Origin of the sequence: Streptomyces fildesensis (assembly GCF_016107395.1) — a bacterium.
Lineage (GTDB): Bacteria > Actinomycetota > Actinomycetes > Streptomycetales > Streptomycetaceae > Actinacidiphila > Actinacidiphila fildesensis.
Window position 1 is genome coordinate 1 of record NZ_JAAIKO010000054.1, and the last position, 16821, is coordinate 16821.

The following is a 16821-nucleotide window of genomic DNA, read 5'->3' on the forward strand; positions in this document are numbered from 1 at the left end:
CACCGGGAGGAGGCGGCGGACCACCAGGACCACCGGGAGCACCCGGACCACCGACGCCAGGACCCGCGAGCATCGTCGCCGCGTAGTTCACACCGCCGGACGACGGCGGGCTGCCCGGGGTGCCGGGGGCACCGGGAGCGGCCGGACCGGGGTCGTTCCGACCGCGCGCCGGCACCAGCTGCGTCGGCAGGTATCCCCCGCCGGCCGGAGCGCCGGGAGCACCCGGGGCTCCGGGCGCGTGGGGCCCGCTGGGCGGCGGCGGGGCGTCCGGGCTGCGCCGTCCGGGACCCGCGGACGGCACGCTGCCGCGCACCGCCTTCGCGGTCTCCGCGTCGGCGATGTCCGCTGCTGCGCTCCCCGAAGTGCCGGGGCCACCGGGTCCGCCCGGGGTCGCGAGACCCGCGGGCGGCGGCAGCGCCACGCCGGGACCTGACGGCGGCGGCAGGCCGGGACGGGCGTAACCGGGGCCCGGCGGCCGGCCGGGACCGCCGGCGCCGGGCGTCGCGGGCGCGATCGGGAAGCCGGCGCCCTCCGGCGGGGCGATGATCGTCGCGGGCAGCGAGCTGCCCTGCGGCATCAGTTCGGTCTTGGCCTCGGCGCCGGCCATCGGCGGCGGGGTGTGCGCCTCGTCGGAGTCGGAGATCGGCGGGGCGAAGACCGTGGCGGGGATGGGGACGGAGACGGAGTCGTCCGGGGCACTGGTGGTGCGGCCGGACCAGGCCCCGGAGTCGATCTCGACGGACGCCTGGGACGGCACCGGCGCGGGGGCCGGCACGACCGGTGCGTCGGGGGCCGCGGCCGGAGCCGCGCCGGGGCGGCGGTCCGGGATGCCCATCTTGTCCGCCGCGTCCTGCAGCCACTGCGGTGGACTGATCAGGAAGGACGTCGCCTCCAGATCGAGCCGTTGGGGCGGCGTCGGCGGGGTGTCGTTCGGCACCGCGCCGTACTCCTCCTCGTAGCGGCGGATGACCTCGCCGACCGGCAGACCCGGCCACAGCGTGGCCTCTCCGCTGTCCCGCGCGATGACCAGCCGCACCTGTCCGTCATCGCTCGACGGACCGTCCTCGCGGGGCTCGGACCAGGCGACGAAGCCCAGGTCGAACTCCCGCACCCGCACCTCGCGGGCCTGGTACGCCGGGACGTCACCGTTGATCCACCGCTCGGCGCGCTCCTGCGCCTGCGCGAAAGTGACCATTCCCTGCTTCACCCCTCCACCGGGACGGCACTGGCGAAGCCACCGTCCACCATCAGGTTCGCCACTGTCTCCAACTCCGGCGGATTTCCCGCCAGCCGCAGCAGGAACGCGTCGAGCGAGTCACCGCACGGCAGCAGCAGCTCCGCGACCCGCTCCTGCGGGGACGACCAGTGGTCGCCGTCCCGCGCGTCGTCGTAGGCGCAGAACCAGACCGAGCCGGTGCTGTCGCCCTTGACCTTCACCGCGAGCACTCCGCCCTGGACGTAGCCGATGGCCAGGTAGTCCTTGGTGAAGTGGTCGCGCAGACATTTGTTGACGTACACGAGGTCGTTGACGGCGGCCTCGTCACGCACCGTGAAGAACGGCTGGTCCAGCAGCAGTCCCAGGTCCGGGTCGAGCGCGACCCCGGCCGGGGCGCAGCCGCCGGCCGCCTTCAGGAAGGTGCGGTAGGCGCCGGGGAGCCGGTAGCCCAGCTCCTCCTCGACGTCCAGGACCTGCTGCTCGGTGACCGCCACACCGCTCTGGTGGGGCGTCGCCTTGGGCAGCCCGAAGTGCACGGGGCGGGTCTCCTGGAGCGGGCGGGTGCCGCGCTTGGAGTGGTCGGCGGTCGAGACGGCGAGGCCGCCGTGGTGCCGCAGCAGGGCCTTGACCTCGACGGGGATCAGCTCCAGCCGCCGGGTGCCCGCGACGTGGTGCCAGGTCCAGCCGTGCGGGGTCGCGACGGGCGGCAGGCTGCCCCACAACTCGTGTCCCGCGGCGTGCATCGCGGCGTTGGCCGACACGCAATCGGTCAGCCGGAGCTCGTCCACGCCGAAGCCCTCGGGCGGTTCCGCGATCTCCGCCGCCGCTCTCGCGAACGCCGAGAAATCCGGGTAGCCGTCGTCGTCGACCCAGACACCCTGGGGGTGCCGGGCGGCGCGCACCGGGTCCGGGAAGTGCACGACCTGACCGGCGTAGGCCGCGTTCGGTGGCACGGTCCGTCCCCCGGTCCGGGGGCTGGGAGGTGCCCCCAGCCCTGGCCGACCTGTCGTCATGGCGGTTGCCCCCTGCTACGTCTGGCTGATGAACACAGCCTATGGGGTGTGGCAAGGTCGGCTTCCGCCCCCGTCCGGCTCAGCCGGCGGCCTCCGCGGCCTTCAGGTTCGTGTCCTGCTTGCGGGCGACGACGAGGGGCGGGTCGCCCGCCTGGCCGGTCCCCTTCACCGACAGATACGTGACGCTGGCGTCGCCGGTGCGCACGACGGTGACCAGTGCCGTGCCGCCCTCCTTGTCGCCGGTGTCCGCCATGACGTACGAGACGGCCTCGTCGCCCACGGTGACCGCGGGGCCCTTCCGGATCGCGAACGGGATCTTCTTGCCGGTGCCGTCGGTGGCCGTGAACGCGGTGCACTTGTCCAGCGCCTGCCGGATGTCGGCGACCATCTTCCCGGCCTCACCGGGGGCGTGGCTGGCGAGCAGCATCTGGGTCAGCTCGACGCCGGCCGGCAGATTGGCCGGGTCGATCTTGCCGACCGAGGCGCCGACGAACGCCTTGCGCGCGTACTTCGGCCGGGTGCTGGGCGGATCGGCGAGCGGCTGGCACTCGGGCTTGTCCGTCGTCATCACGTCGTCGGGGCTCATCGCCTCGTTCTTCGACGCCTCGATCTTGTAGCCGGGCACCTCGGTGTCCTTGACCAGCGCCGACCTCAACTGCGCTGCGGTCAGCGGCGCCTTGGCGGCCCCCGTCGAGGACCCGGCCGCGGACGTCGCGGGAGCCGTCGTCGCGCCGTCCTTGCCCTTCCCGTCGCCGCTCCCGCCGTCATCGCCGGAACAGGCGGCGGCCAGTGCCAGAACGGGCAGCACGGCGGCGGCCGTGACGGCTTGGCGGATACGGACATTGGTGCGAGTGGTGGTGCGGGACCGAGCGCGCATGCCGGCAACTCTCCCTCGTGGACGGAACGTTCCGCCCGCGAATGCGAGCTGCGGCCCATCCTTCCGGCCCATCTGCTGCCCCGTCCAAGCCGTTTCCACTCCGCCGACGATCCGTCACACCACGGTGACATGGGACACACAGGATGTTCCGCACACCGCACCCGACTTCCCCACCTCCTGACACCTTTGGCACTCTGAGTCTTGTAAACGGGGGATCGCCCGCTCCGGCGGGCGGACAGGAGGACGCACCACCATGCAGACAACGGACGCCGCGGATCCGCGGCTCACCTGGAGTGCCATGGGCGCCGACACCGCGGGGCCACCCGTTCTGCGGCACCGGCGGGACGGCATCCTGCCGGCCGTCGCCGCCGCGCTGTCCATCCGCGACGAGGTGCTGACCTGCACCGGGAGCAAGGCCGAGCAGGCACCGGCGCTGCATCCGATCGTCCAGGACTTCCTCGACACCCTGCCGGTCGCCCAGCGCGAGCGCTTCACCGGACGCTGTCCGGAGCCCGTGCTGCTCTCCCGGTTCCTCTCCGCCGTGGACGCCTCGCGCAGCAAGCGCGCGGCCCGCAAGCCGCTCACGCAGAGTGAGGCCCGTAAGGCATTGCGTGGCGCGCGGCTCACCGCCCGCCGTATACGTGAGGACGGTGACCCCGAGCACGGCTCGTACGCGCCGCCCTGCCGCTCCTGCGGGCCGCTGCTGGCGCATTTCGGCGTGCGGCCGGTCGACCCGTCGGCGGAGGCGGCGTGAGCGACCCGAACGCCCTGCGGGACCCGAACAGCGTGAACGGTGTGAACCACGCCGCCGGTATGCCGAGCTCCCCGAGCACCCGGTTCCCGGTCGGTGTGGACGCCGCCCTGCGGTCGGCCGGCTGGCAGCCCGGCCGCTGGGACATCAAGCAGGCCGAGGTGTGGGCGGACGCACTGCGGGCGCACTCCTCCCCCGCCGGGCACACGCACGCCGTCTCCCCGGCGGCCGTGGAGGCCTGGGCGGAGTTCGGCGGCCTCGCCATACCCGCCACCACCGGCCCCGGCCGGCAGATCGCCCCGACGCCGGTCCTGGTCAACCCGCTGCGCGGACTCCATCTCGCCAGGACCCTCGCCGACCTCGGCCGTGCGCTGGAGACCGAGGTGTCCCCGCTCGGCGAGGAGATGGGCTCGGGCTCGCTGCTCGCGATCGACGCGAACGGCCATGTCTACGCCATCGACCACACCGGGGACTGGTATCTCGGCGCCGACATCGACAGCGCCCTGACCACCCTGGTCAGCGGCGGCCGGCCGAACCGGCTGACCACCGCCTGACGGCTGCCCGGCACGCCCGCCCGGCCGTCCGCTCAGCCGGCGGCCGGCGGTCCGGTGGGCACCGCGACGACGGGCAGCGCCGGGATCATGGCGGAGACCCGGAAGCCGCCGGCCTCGGTGTGCCCCGCGACGAAGCCGCCGCCGAGCGCGGTGACGCGCTCCTTCATCCCGACGAGGCCGTGGCCGCCGCTGGGCAGTGCCGCGGCAGGTGAGCCGTCGGACGGGCCGTTCTCGACGCGGACGGCGACCTCGGCCTCCCGGTAGGCGAGCCGCACCTCGGTACCGGCGCCCGGGGCGTGCTTGTGAACGTTGGTGAGGGCCTCCTGGACGACGCGGTACGCGGTCCGCTCGACCTGGTCCTCGCACGCCCGGACCTCGCCCTCGACGGTCAGCTCGACGCGCATCCCCACCGCGCGGGACTCCTCGACGAGCGCCTCCAGTTCGGCGAGGCACGGGCCGTCCGGCTGCCGGGCGCCGGCCTGCGGCCCGCTGCCCGCCCCGTCGGAAGGCCCGGCGGTCAGCGCCGCCCCGGAAGCGTTGCCGCTGCCCAGCTCCGTGAAGGCCAGGGTGCTCCCGGTGCCCGCGCCGTTCACCACCTGCGCCGTCCGCAGGACGCCGAGCATCTGGCGCAGCTCGTTGAGCGCCTGCCGCCCCATGTCCCCCAGCAGCTCCGCGCTCGCGGACGCCTTCTCCGGGTCCTTCAGGGCGACGGCCTTGAGCGCCGCCGCGTGCACCACCATCAGGCTCACCCGGTGCGCGACCACGTCGTGCATCTCCCGGGCGATCCGGGTCCGCTCGTCGGAACGGGCCCGTTCCGCCCGCTCGGTCGCCTTCTCGGCGAGCAGCGTCAGTTCCCGCTCCAGACCGTCGGCACGCTCCCGCAGGCTCTCCACCAGCCGGCGCCGGGCCCGGACGTACAGCCCGAGCAGCACCGGCGGCGCGGTCAGCCCGAGGGCCATCAGGACCGAGGTGATCACGATGACCGGCATCGGGGTGTTGCTGTCCTGCCGCAGGCTGTCGCGCATCTGGATGAACGCGACGATCATCGTGCCGACCCCGCTCATCCCGGCCAGGGTGGCGGTGATGCGGCGCGGGACCTCGGAGGCCGCCAGCGTGTAGAGGCCGACGATGCCGAGCAGGAACCCGAGCTGCGCGGGGGTCACCGCGATGGCGATCAGGACGATCGCGATCGGCCAGCGGCGGCGCAGCAGCAGCGACGCGCCGACGAGCAGCCCGAAGACGGCGCCGATGCCGGGCTCGATCCCGGCCTTCTCCGCGAAGGACGCCCCTTCGACAAAGCATTCGAGCGCCGACACAGCGGCCAGCGTCGCGTCGAGCACGAGGCTGCGCCGCCTCGGCCACCACCACGGGCCGGGCCGGGCCCGGCCCCCACCCCTGTCATCCGGTACGTGCGCCCCCGTCGTACTCATACGGTCCAGCCTAGGCCGTGTACCGCGCGGGCAGGGGTCCGGTGTCCTGGGGCGGCCAGGGGGGCGGCCGTCGGCGCATAGGGGTGTCCGCCAGATGGGCGGGGGCCGTGCCCGGCGGTGACCCGACCTATCCTGGTCGGGTCGGACAGCGCGGTCCGCCCCACTCCGCCCATCCACCGGCGGGGAGATCAGCCGTCGCCCATCCCCCTGCACTAGGAGCCGCACCTGTGAGCAGCGCCGACAACGCAACGGACAGCCCAGCCCTGCGCGCCGACATCCGCCGGCTGGGCGAACTCCTCGGCGGAACGCTCGTCCGCCAGGAGGGCCAGGAGCTACTCGACCTCGTCGAGAAGGTGCGGGCCCTGACCCGCTCCGACGGCGAGGCCGCCGCCGCCCTCCTCGGGAAGACGGACCTGCAGACCGCCGCGAAGCTGGTGCGGGCCTTCTCCACCTATTTCAACCTGGCGAACGTCACCGAGCAGGTGCACCGCGGCCGTGAGCTGCGCGCCCGCCGCGCCTCCGAGGGCGGTCTGCTCAGCCAGACGGCGGACCTGATGAAGGACGCCGACCCGGACCACGTCCGCGAGACCGTCAAGCACCTCAATGTGCGGCCGGTGTTCACCGCGCACCCGACCGAGGCGGCCCGCCGCAGCGTGCTGAACAAGCTGCGCCGCATCGCCGAGCTGCTCGACGCGCACCAGGACGGGACCGGCGACCGCCGCCGCGCCGACCTGCGGCTGGCCGAGAACATCGACCTGCTGTGGCAGACCGACGAGCTGCGCGTGGTGCGCCCGGAGCCCGCCGACGAGGCGCGCAACGCGATCTACTACCTCGACGAGCTGCACGCCGGGGCCGTCGGTGACGTCCTCGAGGACCTGTCGGCCGAGCTGGAGCGGGTCGGTGTGCCGCTGCCGCCCGAGACCCGCCCGCTGACCTTCGGCACCTGGATCGGCGGCGACCGCGACGGCAACCCGAACGTGACCCCCGAGGTCACCTGGGACGTCCTGATCCTGCAGCACGAGCACGGCATCACCGACGCCCTGGAACTGGTCGACTTCCTGCGCGGCGCGCTCTCCAACTCGATCCGCAACTGCGGCGCGACCCCGGAGCTGCTCACCTCGCTCGACGCCGACCTGGCGGCGCTTCCGGAGATCAGCCCGCGCTACAAGCGGCTGAACGCTGAGGAGCCGTACCGCCTCAAGGCCACGTGCGTCCGGCAGAAGCTCGTCAACACCCGCGAGCGGCTCGCCGCCGGCAGCGCGCACGTCGCGGGCCGCGACTACCTGGGCAGCGCGGAGCTGCTGCAGGACCTCGCGCTCATCCAGACCTCGCTGCGTGCCAACCGCGGTGAGCTGATGGCGGACGGCCGGATGGAACGCACCATCCGCACGCTCGCCGCCTTCGGGCTGCAGCTCGCCACGATGGACGTCCGCGAGCACGCGGACGCCCATCACCACGCGCTCGGCCAGCTCTTCGACCGGCTCGGCGAGGAGTCCTGGCGGTACGCGGACATGCCGCGCGACTACCGGCGCAAGCTGCTCGCGAAGGAGCTGCGCTCCCGCCGTCCGCTGGCCGGGACCCCGGCCCCGCTGGACGCGGCCGGCGCGAAGACCCTCGGTGTCTTCCACACCATCCGCGAGGCGTTCGGGCGCTTCGGCCCCGAGGTCGTCGAGTCGTACATCATCTCGATGTGCCAGGGCGCGGACGATGTCTTCGCCGCGGCGGTGCTGGCCCGTGAGGCCGGTCTGATCGACCTGCACGGCGGCGTCGCCCAGATCGGCATCGTCCCGCTGCTGGAGACGACGGACGAGCTGAAGGAGGCGGACCGGATCCTCGACGAGATGCTCGCCGACCCGTCGTACCGCCGGCTGGTCTCGCTGCGCGGCGATGTGCAGGAGGTCATGCTCGGGTACTCCGACTCCTCCAAGTTCGGCGGTATCACCACCTCGCAGTGGGAGATCCACCGCGCCCAGCGCCGGCTGCGCGATGTCGCGCACCGCTACGGCGTACGGCTGCGGCTCTTCCACGGCCGCGGCGGCACCGTCGGCCGTGGCGGCGGCCCCTCGCACACCGCGATCCTCGCGCAGCCGTGGGGCACGCTGGAGGGCGAGATCAAGGTGACCGAGCAGGGCGAGGTCATCTCCGACAAGTACCTGATCCCGTCGCTGGCCCGCGAGAACCTCGAACTGACCGTCGCGGCGACACTGCAGGCCTCCGCGCTGCACACCTCGCCGCGCCAGTCCGACGAGGCGCTGGCCCGCTGGGACGCGGCGATGGACACCATCTCGGACGCGGCGCACAACGCGTACCGGCGCCTCGTCGAGGACCCGGACCTGCCGTCGTACTTCTTCGCCTCCACCCCGGTGGACCAGCTCGCCGAGCTGCACCTGGGCTCCCGTCCCTCCCGCCGTCCGGACTCCGGCGCGGGCCTGGACGGGCTGCGGGCCATCCCGTGGGTGTTCGGCTGGACGCAGTCCCGGCAGATCGTCCCGGGCTGGTTCGGCGTCGGCTCCGGGCTCAAGGCCGCGCGGGACGCCGGTCTCGGCTCCGTCATCGACGAGGCGCACGCCAACTGGCACTTCTTCCGCAACTTCCTGTCCAACGTCGAGATGACGCTGGCCAAGACGGATCTGCGGATCGCCCGGCACTACGTGGACACCCTGGTGCCCGACGAGCTGAAGCACGTCTTCGACACCATCGAGGCCGAGCACGCGCTCACCGTCCAGGAAGTGCTGCGGATCACCGGTGAGAAGGAGCTGCTGGCCGGCGACCCGGCGCTGGCGCAGACGTTCCACATCCGCGACCAGTACCTCGACCCGATCTCGTACCTCCAGGTCGCCCTGCTCTCGCGCCAGCGCGAGGCGGCCGCCCGGGGCGAGGAGGCGGACCCGCTGCTGTCACGTGCCCTGCTGCTGACCGTCAACGGTGTGGCGGCGGGTCTGCGCAACACCGGCTGACCCGGCACCGGGCACGGCACAGGACAGGTGAAAGCCCCCGGACGCGACGTCCGGGGGCTTTCGCCTGCTCAGCTCTTGCGGTGCCCGATCAGGCGCGGCTTGGGCTCGATGCCCGACAGCCCGTTCCAGGACAGGTTCACCAGGTGGGCGGCGACCTCGGCCTTCTCGGGCCGCTGCGGCGCGTCGAGCCACCACTGGCCGGTCAGGGCCACCATCCCGACGAGCGCCTGGGCGTACATCGGCGCGAGCTTGGGTTCGAAGCCGCGGTTCTTGAACTCCATGCCGAGGATGTCCTCGACCTGGGTGGCGATATCGCTGATCAGGGACGCGAAGGTGCCGGTGGACTGCGCGACCGGCGAGTCCCGGACGAGGATCCGGAACCCGTCGGTGTACTGCTCGATGTAGTCGAGCAGCGCGAACGCCGCCTGTTCCAGAAGTTCCCTCGGATGGCCGCCGGTGAGAGCACTGGTGACCATGTCCAGGAGCCGGCGCATCTCGCGGTCGACCACGACGGCGTAGAGCCCTTCCTTGCCGCCGAAGTGCTCGTAGACCACCGGTTTGGACACCCCGGCCTTATGGGCGATCTCCTCGACCGAGGTGCCTTCGAAGCCGCGTTCGGCGAAGAGCGTGCGGCCGATGTCGAGCAGTTGCTCGCGGCGCTCCTTGCCCGTCATCCGTACCCGGCGCACGCGCCGAGCGTTCGTACCCGTCGTTCCGTCCGGGCCCTCGCCGCTCGTACTGCTGCCGTCGCTCACGCGTCAATCATGCCGCTTCACTGACGCTCTCCTTACGCCGGGCGGCGATCCGCTCCTTGCTGGGCCACCGGACGTCACTCGCCCAGCCGAGCTGTTCGCACCAGCGGATGATGCGGGCGCTGGAGTCGAGCTGGCCGCGCAGCACGCCGTGCCGGGCCGAGGTGGGCTCGGCGTGGTGCAGGTTGTGCCAGGACTCGCCGCAGGACAGCACGGCCAGCCACCACACGTTGCCGGACCGGTCACGGGACTTGAACGGGCGGTCGCCGACGGCGTGGCAGATCGAGTTGATCGACCAGGTGACGTGGTGGAGCAGGCCCACCCGGATGAGCGATCCCCAGAAGAACGCGGTGAACGCGCCGGTCCAGGTCATCGTCAGCAGTCCGCCGACGAGCGGCGGGATCGCGAGCGAGACGAGGGTGAAGAGCAGGAACTGCCGGGAGATCATCCTGATCGCCGGGTCCTTCATCAGGTCCGGCGCGTACTTCTCCTGCGGGGTCCGCTCGGTGTCGAACATCCAGCCGATGTGGGCCCACCACAGGCCCTTCATGAGGGCCGGCACGGTCTCGCCGTAGCGCCACGGCGAGTGCGGGTCGCCGTCCGCGTCGGAGTACTTGTGGTGCTTGCGGTGGTCCGCGACCCAGCGCACGACCGGGCCCTCGACGGCCAGCGAACCGGCGACCGCGAGCGCGATCCGCAGCGGGCGCTTGGCCTTGAAGGCGCCGTGCGTGAAGTACCGGTGGAATCCGATGGTGATGCCGTGGCAGCCGATGTAGTACATGCCGACCATCAGACCGAGGTCCAGCCAGCTCATCCCCCAGCCCCAGGCCAGCGGGATCGCGGCGACGAGCGCCACGAAGGGGACACCGATGAAGGCGCCGAGGGTGATGCGCTCGGTCATCCCCTTGTTGTCGCCACCAAGGGTGGCGAGGGTTACGAATTGGCCGGGCCCGGGGTCTCGGGGCTCGGTGATCACGTCGGCCTGTGCGGTCATGAGGGTCCCTCACCGGGGGTGTATGGGGGGATTTACTACGGAACCGTAACCTACGGCGACGTAAGTATGTCAGCGTCGCGTCAGCAGGCAATAGGCCCGGAGGGCTGACGCCCTGTAGCTCGTGTACCCCGGAACCTCGTCGCGTTCACGTGGTCGCTTGCGGCATAGTAGGGACGCGCAGGCGCGCTCAGGCGTGTCGGTCCGCCGTGGTGTAATTGGCAGCACCGGGGCTTTTGGTGCCCTTTGTCCGGGTTCGAGTCCTGGCGGCGGAGCTTGTGGTAGCGGGTCCCGGTCTTCACGGCCGGGACCCGCCCGTGTTTCCCCGCCCATACCCCCCGGTATCCTGCGGGTGTCCGTCACCCAAAGCCGAGGAGCCCCTTCCGTGAGCCCCAACCGCCCGGCTGCTGTCGTCGTCCTCGCCGCGGGTGAGGGCACCCGCATGAAGTCGGCCCTCCCCAAGGTCCTGCACGCCATCTGCGGGCGCACCCTGGTCGGCCATGTCGTGGCCGCCTCGCGCGCGCTCGACCCGGAACACCTCGTCGTGGTCGTCGGCCACGCCCGCGAGCAGGTGGGCGCCCACCTCGCCGAGATCGACCCCGCCGCCCGCACCGCCGTGCAGGACCAGCAGCTCGGCACCGGGCACGCGGTCCGGATGGCGCTGGAGGCGCTGTCGGGCCAGGGCGTCGTCCTCGCCGGCACGGTCGTGATCACCTGCGGCGACACCCCGCTGCTGACCGCCGGAACGCTGCGCTCCCTGGTCGCGACGCACGAGGGCGACGGCAACGCCGTCACCGTGCTGTCCGCCGCGGTGCCGGACCCGGCCGGCTACGGCCGGATCGTGCGGGCCGCCGACGGCTCGGTGTCCGGGATCGTCGAGACCAAGGACGCCAACGAGGCCCAACTGGCCATCGCCGAGATCAACTCCGGGGTCTTCGCCTTCGACGCGCAGCTGCTCGCCGACGCGCTCGGCAAGGTCACGACGGACAACGCGCAGGGCGAGGAGTACCTCACGGACACCCTCGGCATCCTGCGCGAGGCCGGCCACCGGGTGGGCGCCGCGGTCGCCGCGGACCACCGCGAGATCGCCGGGATCAACAACCGGGTGCAGCTCGCCGAGGCCCGCCGCACGCTCAACGACCGGCTGCTCAACGAGGCGATGCTGGCCGGCGCCACCATCGTCGACCCGGCCTCGACCTGGGTCGACGTGGCCGTCGAGTTCGCGCCCGACACCCTGGTGCTGCCCAACACCCAGCTGTACGGGGCCACCAGCCTGGCCACGGGCGCCGAGGTCGGCCCGAACTGCACGCTGACCGACACCACCGTGGGCGCGGGCGCCCAGGTGAGCAACACGGTCGCGCAGAGCGCCGAGATCGGCGAGCACGCCACCGTCGGCCCGTTCGCCTTCCTGCGCCCCGGCACCCGGCTCGGCGCGAAGGCGAAGGCCGGCACGTACGTCGAGATGAAGAACGCGACGATCGGCGAGGGCACCAAGGTGCCGCACCTGTCGTACGTGGGCGACGCGACGATCGGCGAGTACACGAACATCGGCGCCGCGAGCGTCTTCGTGAACTACGACGGCGAGGTCAAGCACCACACCACGATCGGCAGCTACTGCAAGACCGGCTCCGACAACATGTTCGTGGCGCCGGTCACAGTCGGGGACGGCGCCTACACCGCCGCGGGCTCCGTGATCACCAAGGACGTACCGGCCGGTTCGCTGGCCGTAGCCCGTGGCCAGCAACGGAACATCGAGGGCTGGGTCGCCCGCAAGCGCCCCGGAAGCGCCGCCGCGGAGGCCGCCGAACGAGCCGGTCAGGGTGAGTAACGGCACTCCCGCCGGGTCACGACCCGCCCCGGCGGGGCGTACCGTAAGAGATGCACAGAATGCCGCAGGTTGACGTCCACAGGACGAACCCGCGAACTGAGTCTTAACTGAGTCTTCACGGGGGTTGCCCCCGAAACCCCCGTAGACCCGTACAACCAAGGAGACGGTGTGACCGGGCTCAAGACGACCGGTGAGAAGAAGCTGATGCTCTTCTCCGGACGCGCTCATCCGGAACTCGCGGAGGAGGTGGCCCACCAGCTCGGTGTCGACCTCGTCCCGACCAAGGCGTTCGACTTCGCCAACGGCGAGATCTACGTCCGCTTCGAGGAGTCCGCGCGCGGCAGCGACGCGTTCGTGATCCAGAGCCACACCGCTCCGATCAACAAGTGGATCATGGAACAGCTGATCATGATCGATGCGCTGAAGCGGGCCTCCGCCAAGCGCATCACCGTGATCCTGCCGTTCTACGGCTACGCCCGCCAGGACAAGAAGCACCGCGGCCGCGAGCCGATCTCGGCCCGGCTGATGGCCGACCTGTTCAAGACCGCGGGTGCCGACCGGCTGCTCGCCGTGGACCTGCACGCCTCGCAGATCCAGGGCTTCTTCGACGGCCCGGTGGACCACCTCATCGCCCTGCCGCTGCTGGCGGACTACGTGGGTGCCAAGGTTGACCGCTCCAAGCTCACCATCGTCTCCCCGGACGCCGGCCGCGTCCGCGTGGCCGACAACTGGTGCGACCGGCTCGGCGCCCCGCTGGCGATCGTCCACAAGCGCCGCGACCCCAACATCGCGAACCAGGTGACGGTCCACGAGGTCGTCGGTGACGTCAAGGGCCGCATCTGCGTGCTCGTCGACGACATGATCGACACCGGTGGCACCATCTGCGCTGCCGCGGACGCCCTGTTCGCGAACGGCGCCGAGGACGTCATCGTGGCGTCGACGCACGGTGTGCTCTCCGGCCCGGCCGCCGACCGGCTGAAGAACTCGCAGGTGAGCGAGTTCATCTTCACCAACTCGCTGCCGACCCCGGGCGAGCTGGAGCTGGACAAGATCACGGTGCTGTCGATCGCCCCGACGCTCGCCTCCGCGATCCGCGAGGTCTTCGAGGACGGCTCGGTCACCAGCCTCTTCGACGGCGCCTCGCACTGAACCATTGATCGACCGCGTCCGGTCCTGACCGGACGTTGATCGATTTCGTCAAGGCCTCCCCGCCGGGTAGACTCCTGGAGTTTGCTCGGCGAGGGAGGCTTTTTCGTCTCCGTTATCGGCGCGCTCCTCGTAAGTGGATCGGCCCCCGTCGTGGGCCGGGCGACATGTGTCCCAGCCAGTCGTCTCTTTACGAGGAGTGATTCTCATGTCCGCATCCGAGGTCAAGCTCAGCGCCGAGGTCCGCACCGAATTCGGCAAGGGTGCCGCCCGTCGTGCGCGCCGCGCCAACCTGGTCCCCGGTGTCGTCTACGGCCACGGCGCCACCCCGGTGCACGTGAACCTTCCGGGTCACGCGCTGCTGCTCGCGCTCCGCACCAAGAACGTCCTGATCAGCCTCGAGGTCGAGGGTGAGACCACCTTCGTGCTCCCCAAGGCCGTCCAGCGTGACGCCATCAAGGGCTTCCTCAAGCACGTCGACCTGCTCACCGTGAAGCGCGGCGAGAAGGTCAACGTCGAGGTGGCCGTGCACACCGAGGGCGAGCTCGCCCCGGGCGGCGGCCTGCTGGAGCACGTCCTCAACGCCCTCCCGGTCGAGGCCGAGGCCACCCACATCCCGACCTCCGTCTCCGTCTCCATCGAGGGCCTGGAGGCCGGCGCCGCCATCCTCGCGAAGGACATCACGCTGCCGGAAGGCACCGTGCTGACGATCGACGGCGACACCGTCGTCATCCAGATCGTCGCCCCGCAGGCCGAGGAGCCGGCGGACGAGTCCGCCACCCCGGCCGGCGAGACCACCGAGGCCTGATCCTCCTGGCCTCCGCTGTCCCGTACCGCCGTCCCGCTCCCACCGGAGCGGGGCGGCGGTTCGGGTTGCGACGTCAGTGGACTTGAATGGACGGCATGAGCATGAGCAGTTCACCCGCCCCCGAGGGGCCCTGGCTGGTGGCCGGGCTCGGCAACCCCGGCCCCGAGTACGCCGGCAACCGGCACAACATCGGCTTCATGGTGGCCGATCTGCTCGCGGAGCGGATCCGCAGCAGGTTCAAGACCCACAAGAGCCGCGCCCAGGTGGTCGAGGGCCGGATCGGCGGACAGCGGGTCGTGCTGGCGAAGCCGATGACGTTCATGAACCTCTCCGGCGGGCCCGTCACGGCACTGCGCGACTTCTACAAGGTGCCCACCGCGCAGATCATCGCCGTCCATGACGAACTGGACATCGACTACCCGACACTGCGGCTGAAACTGGGCGGTGGCGACAACGGCCACAACGGCCTGAAGTCGATCACCAAGTCGCTGGGTCCCGACTATCTGCGGGTGCGCTGCGGCATCGGACGGCCGCCGGGCCGGATGGATGTGGCGGCCTTCGTGCTCAAGGACTTCTCCTCGGCCGAGCGCAAGGAGCTGGACTGGTTCGTCGACCGCTCCGCCGACGCGGTCGAGGCATTGATCTCGGACGGCCTGGAGCGGGCCCAGAGTACGTACAACAGCTGACTCCGGCCGCCGTCGGCCGCGGCGGTTGACTCCATGGCGTGTCATGGCCAAAGATCGCCCGCATGGTCAAACGGAGCCGGTCCCGCCGGATGGCGGAGAGTGCCTGGGGCGTGCTGCTCGTCGGCAAGGCCGTGATCCTGTCGGCGGCGGTCGCCCTGCTGCTCGCCTCGGGTGTGTGGGTGTCCTGGGGGACGGCCCAGCACGTGATGCTCTCCAAGGGCCGCGAGCGCGGCACCATGACGGTGGCGGCCTGCGGCGACAAGACCTGCACCGGCCCCTTCGCCCCCGCCGGGGCCGCCACGGCGCGGCCCCGGGTCACCATCACCCGGTCCGTCACCCACCGCACCGGCGAGAAGCTCAAGGTCGCCGTGGAACCCGGCACCGACGACGTCGTACGCACCGGCTGGGCCGGCGTGCTGTACGCCTGGGTCCCGCTCGGCGGCGCCCTCCTGCTGGCCGCCCTGGTGCTCGCGGGGGGCCTGCGGATGCCCCGCAGCGCCTGGACGGCCGGCCTGGCGGGCGCGGCCCTGATGGTCGCCGCCTTCGCCCTGCTGTAGCGGGCGCCTGCGCAGCGCGCCGCTCAGGAGGGGTCGGGCTCCAGGAACTCCAGGCGGTTGCCGAACGGGTCGTCGGAGTAGAAGCGCCGGTGCCCCGGGAGGTTGTCGTCCCACACGACGGTCGCGCCGCGCTCCTCCAGCCGCCGGGCGTACGCGGTGATGCCGTCGACCCTGATGCCCGGATGCGCCTTCCTGGCCGGGCGGAAGCCCTCCTCGACCCCGATGTGGATCTGGGCCGCGCCGGAGCCGAACCAGCAGCCGCCCCGGGCGGCGAGCACCGGCGGCTTGGGGAGTTCGGTCATGCCGAGGACGTCCCCGTAGAAGGCGCGCAGCGCGTCCTCGCTGCCGGGCGGTGCCGCGAGCTGTACGTGGTCGAGAGCGCTGATCACGCGGCCACCCCTGCCTTGCGCGCGACGACGAAGATCCGCCGGAACGGGAAGACGGTGCCGTGCGGACCGGCCGGATACGCCGTGCGCAGCAGCTCGCCGTACTCGGCGAGGAACTCCTCGCGGGCGGCGGCGTCGTTCCCGAGCGCGGTCAGCACGGGGCGCAGCGCGGTGCCCTTGGTCCATTCGAGCACCGGGTCGGGGCCCTGCAGATGGTGCAGGTACGTGGTCTCCCAGACGTCGGTCTCGCAGCCCAGGCAGCTCAGGCGCTGGAAGTACTCCTCGGGTTCGAGGGTGAGCACGCGGCGGTCGGCGCGGCCGCCCAGCCGGGCCCGCCACCTCGGGGACGCGCACAGCTCGGCGAGCAGCACATGGCTGGGAGCGTCGTAGTTGCCGGGGACCTGGAACGCGAAGGTGCCGCCGGGGGCCAGGTGGTCGAGCCAGTCGGGGAAGCGCTCCGCATGGCCCTCGACCCACTGCAGGGCGGCGTTGGCGATGATCAGGTCGTAGGTCTCGTCGGGAGCCCAGTGCGCGGCGTCGGCGGGCCGGAAGTCCAGCTGTCCGCCGCCGGGGGTCGGGCCGGCGTAGGCGCGGGCCGCGTCCAGCATCTCGGGCGAGTTGTCGAAGCCGGTGACGCGGGCGGCCGGCCAGCGGCCGCTCAGCAGCGTGGTGACATTGCCGGGACCACAGCCGATGTCCGCGATGCGCGGCGCCTGCCCCGGGAGGGCGGGCACCCGGGCGAGCAGTTCGTGGAAGGGGCGGGTGCGGTGGTCGGTGTGGTGCAGGTACTGCTGGGGGTCCCAGGCGGGTGCTGCTGCCGGCACGTTTCTGCCTCCCTGACGGATCCGGTGGATCTGCTGACGTCCTCT

General features: G+C 71.9%; 16 protein-coding genes and 1 tRNA gene. 9 read left to right on the top strand and 8 right to left on the bottom strand.

Annotated elements, in window-relative coordinates; genetic code table 11:
- From C6N31_RS37655 to C6N31_RS37665, 3 genes are all read right to left on the bottom strand, one after another.
- Nucleotides 1-1195: SUKH-4 family immunity protein (locus C6N31_RS37655; protein WP_498063727.1), on the bottom strand; the 1195-nt coding region annotated here is incomplete at its 3' end.
- A gap of 8 nt (nucleotides 1196-1203) precedes the next feature.
- Nucleotides 1204-2229 (bottom strand): SMI1/KNR4 family protein, encoded by a 1026-nt coding sequence (locus C6N31_RS37660; RefSeq protein WP_138354674.1) that lies wholly within the window; start codon nucleotides 2227-2229, stop codon nucleotides 1204-1206.
- Nucleotides 2230-2308: 79 nt separating this feature from the next.
- Nucleotides 2309-3106 (bottom strand): sensor domain-containing protein, encoded by a 798-nt coding sequence (locus C6N31_RS37665; RefSeq protein WP_164294436.1) that lies wholly within the window; start codon nucleotides 3104-3106, stop codon nucleotides 2309-2311.
- Nucleotides 3107-3359: 253 nt separating this feature from the next.
- On the opposite strand from C6N31_RS37665, the gene C6N31_RS37670 reads away from it, so the two are divergent.
- Together C6N31_RS37670 and C6N31_RS37675 are read left to right on the top strand one after the other, a co-directional pair.
- A complete protein-coding gene (locus C6N31_RS37670; RefSeq protein ID WP_138354676.1) occupies nucleotides 3360-3860 on the top strand; it encodes a YwqJ-related putative deaminase in 501 nt (166 codons plus the stop codon).
- Nucleotides 3861-3919: 59 nt separating this feature from the next.
- Nucleotides 3920-4411, top strand: coding sequence for an SUKH-3 domain-containing protein (locus tag C6N31_RS37675; RefSeq protein WP_138354765.1), 492 nt, complete (start codon nucleotides 3920-3922; stop codon nucleotides 4409-4411).
- 32 nt (nucleotides 4412-4443) lie between these two features.
- Here the strand turns inward: C6N31_RS37675 and C6N31_RS37680 are convergent, their stop codons facing one another.
- Nucleotides 4444-5841 (bottom strand): histidine kinase, encoded by a 1398-nt coding sequence (locus C6N31_RS37680; protein WP_138354677.1) that lies wholly within the window; start codon nucleotides 5839-5841, stop codon nucleotides 4444-4446.
- 227 nt (nucleotides 5842-6068) lie between these two features.
- On the opposite strand from C6N31_RS37680, the gene ppc reads away from it, so the two are divergent.
- Nucleotides 6069-8798 carry a phosphoenolpyruvate carboxylase gene (gene ppc / locus C6N31_RS37685; RefSeq protein ID WP_138354678.1) on the top strand — a complete coding sequence of 910 codons (2730 nt, stop codon included), beginning with the start codon at nucleotides 6069-6071 and terminating at the stop codon, nucleotides 8796-8798.
- A gap of 68 nt (nucleotides 8799-8866) precedes the next feature.
- Here the strand turns inward: ppc and C6N31_RS37690 are convergent, their stop codons facing one another.
- Nucleotides 8867-9472 (bottom strand): TetR/AcrR family transcriptional regulator, encoded by a 606-nt coding sequence (locus C6N31_RS37690; RefSeq protein ID WP_138354766.1) that lies wholly within the window; start codon nucleotides 9470-9472, stop codon nucleotides 8867-8869.
- 88 nt (nucleotides 9473-9560) lie between these two features.
- The gene (locus C6N31_RS37695) at nucleotides 9561-10544 is read right to left on the bottom strand and encodes an acyl-CoA desaturase (protein WP_138354679.1); all 984 of its coding nucleotides are present in this window, start codon (nucleotides 10542-10544) and stop codon (nucleotides 9561-9563) included.
- A 200-nt stretch (nucleotides 10545-10744) separates the two neighbouring features.
- Between C6N31_RS37695 and C6N31_RS37700 the strand changes: the two genes are divergently transcribed.
- The 6 genes from C6N31_RS37700 (at nucleotide 10745) to C6N31_RS37725 (ending at nucleotide 15566) form a co-directional block, all read left to right on the top strand.
- Nucleotides 10745-10816: transfer RNA gene (locus C6N31_RS37700), tRNA-Gln, on the top strand.
- Nucleotides 10817-10926: 110 nt separating this feature from the next.
- On the top strand, nucleotides 10927-12369 hold the full coding sequence (glmU, locus tag C6N31_RS37705) for a bifunctional UDP-N-acetylglucosamine diphosphorylase/glucosamine-1-phosphate N-acetyltransferase GlmU (protein ID WP_138354680.1): 1443 nt from the start codon (nucleotides 10927-10929) through the stop codon (nucleotides 12367-12369).
- 168 nt (nucleotides 12370-12537) lie between these two features.
- A complete protein-coding gene (locus tag C6N31_RS37710; protein WP_138354681.1) occupies nucleotides 12538-13518 on the top strand; it encodes a ribose-phosphate diphosphokinase in 981 nt (326 codons plus the stop codon).
- Nucleotides 13519-13723: 205 nt separating this feature from the next.
- Nucleotides 13724-14323 carry a 50S ribosomal protein L25/general stress protein Ctc gene (locus tag C6N31_RS37715; protein ID WP_138354682.1) on the top strand — a complete coding sequence of 200 codons (600 nt, stop codon included), beginning with the start codon at nucleotides 13724-13726 and terminating at the stop codon, nucleotides 14321-14323.
- Nucleotides 14324-14409: 86 nt separating this feature from the next.
- Nucleotides 14410-15009 carry an aminoacyl-tRNA hydrolase gene (pth, locus tag C6N31_RS37720; protein WP_187144902.1) on the top strand — a complete coding sequence of 200 codons (600 nt, stop codon included), beginning with the start codon at nucleotides 14410-14412 and terminating at the stop codon, nucleotides 15007-15009.
- Nucleotides 15010-15071: 62 nt separating this feature from the next.
- A complete protein-coding gene (locus C6N31_RS37725) occupies nucleotides 15072-15566 on the top strand; it encodes a hypothetical protein (RefSeq protein WP_138354684.1) in 495 nt (164 codons plus the stop codon).
- 23 nt (nucleotides 15567-15589) lie between these two features.
- On the opposite strand, the gene C6N31_RS37730 is transcribed toward C6N31_RS37725, so the two are convergent.
- Both C6N31_RS37730 and C6N31_RS37735 read right to left on the bottom strand, forming a co-directional pair.
- Complete coding sequence (locus tag C6N31_RS37730; protein ID WP_164294429.1) at nucleotides 15590-15955, bottom strand: VOC family protein; 366 nt, start codon at nucleotides 15953-15955, stop codon at nucleotides 15590-15592.
- A complete protein-coding gene (locus C6N31_RS37735) occupies nucleotides 15952-16776 on the bottom strand; it encodes a trans-aconitate 2-methyltransferase (RefSeq protein WP_198359258.1) in 825 nt (274 codons plus the stop codon). Before C6N31_RS37735 ends, C6N31_RS37730 begins: the two co-directional genes overlap by 4 nt.
- Nucleotides 16777-16821 lie beyond the last annotated feature (45 nt).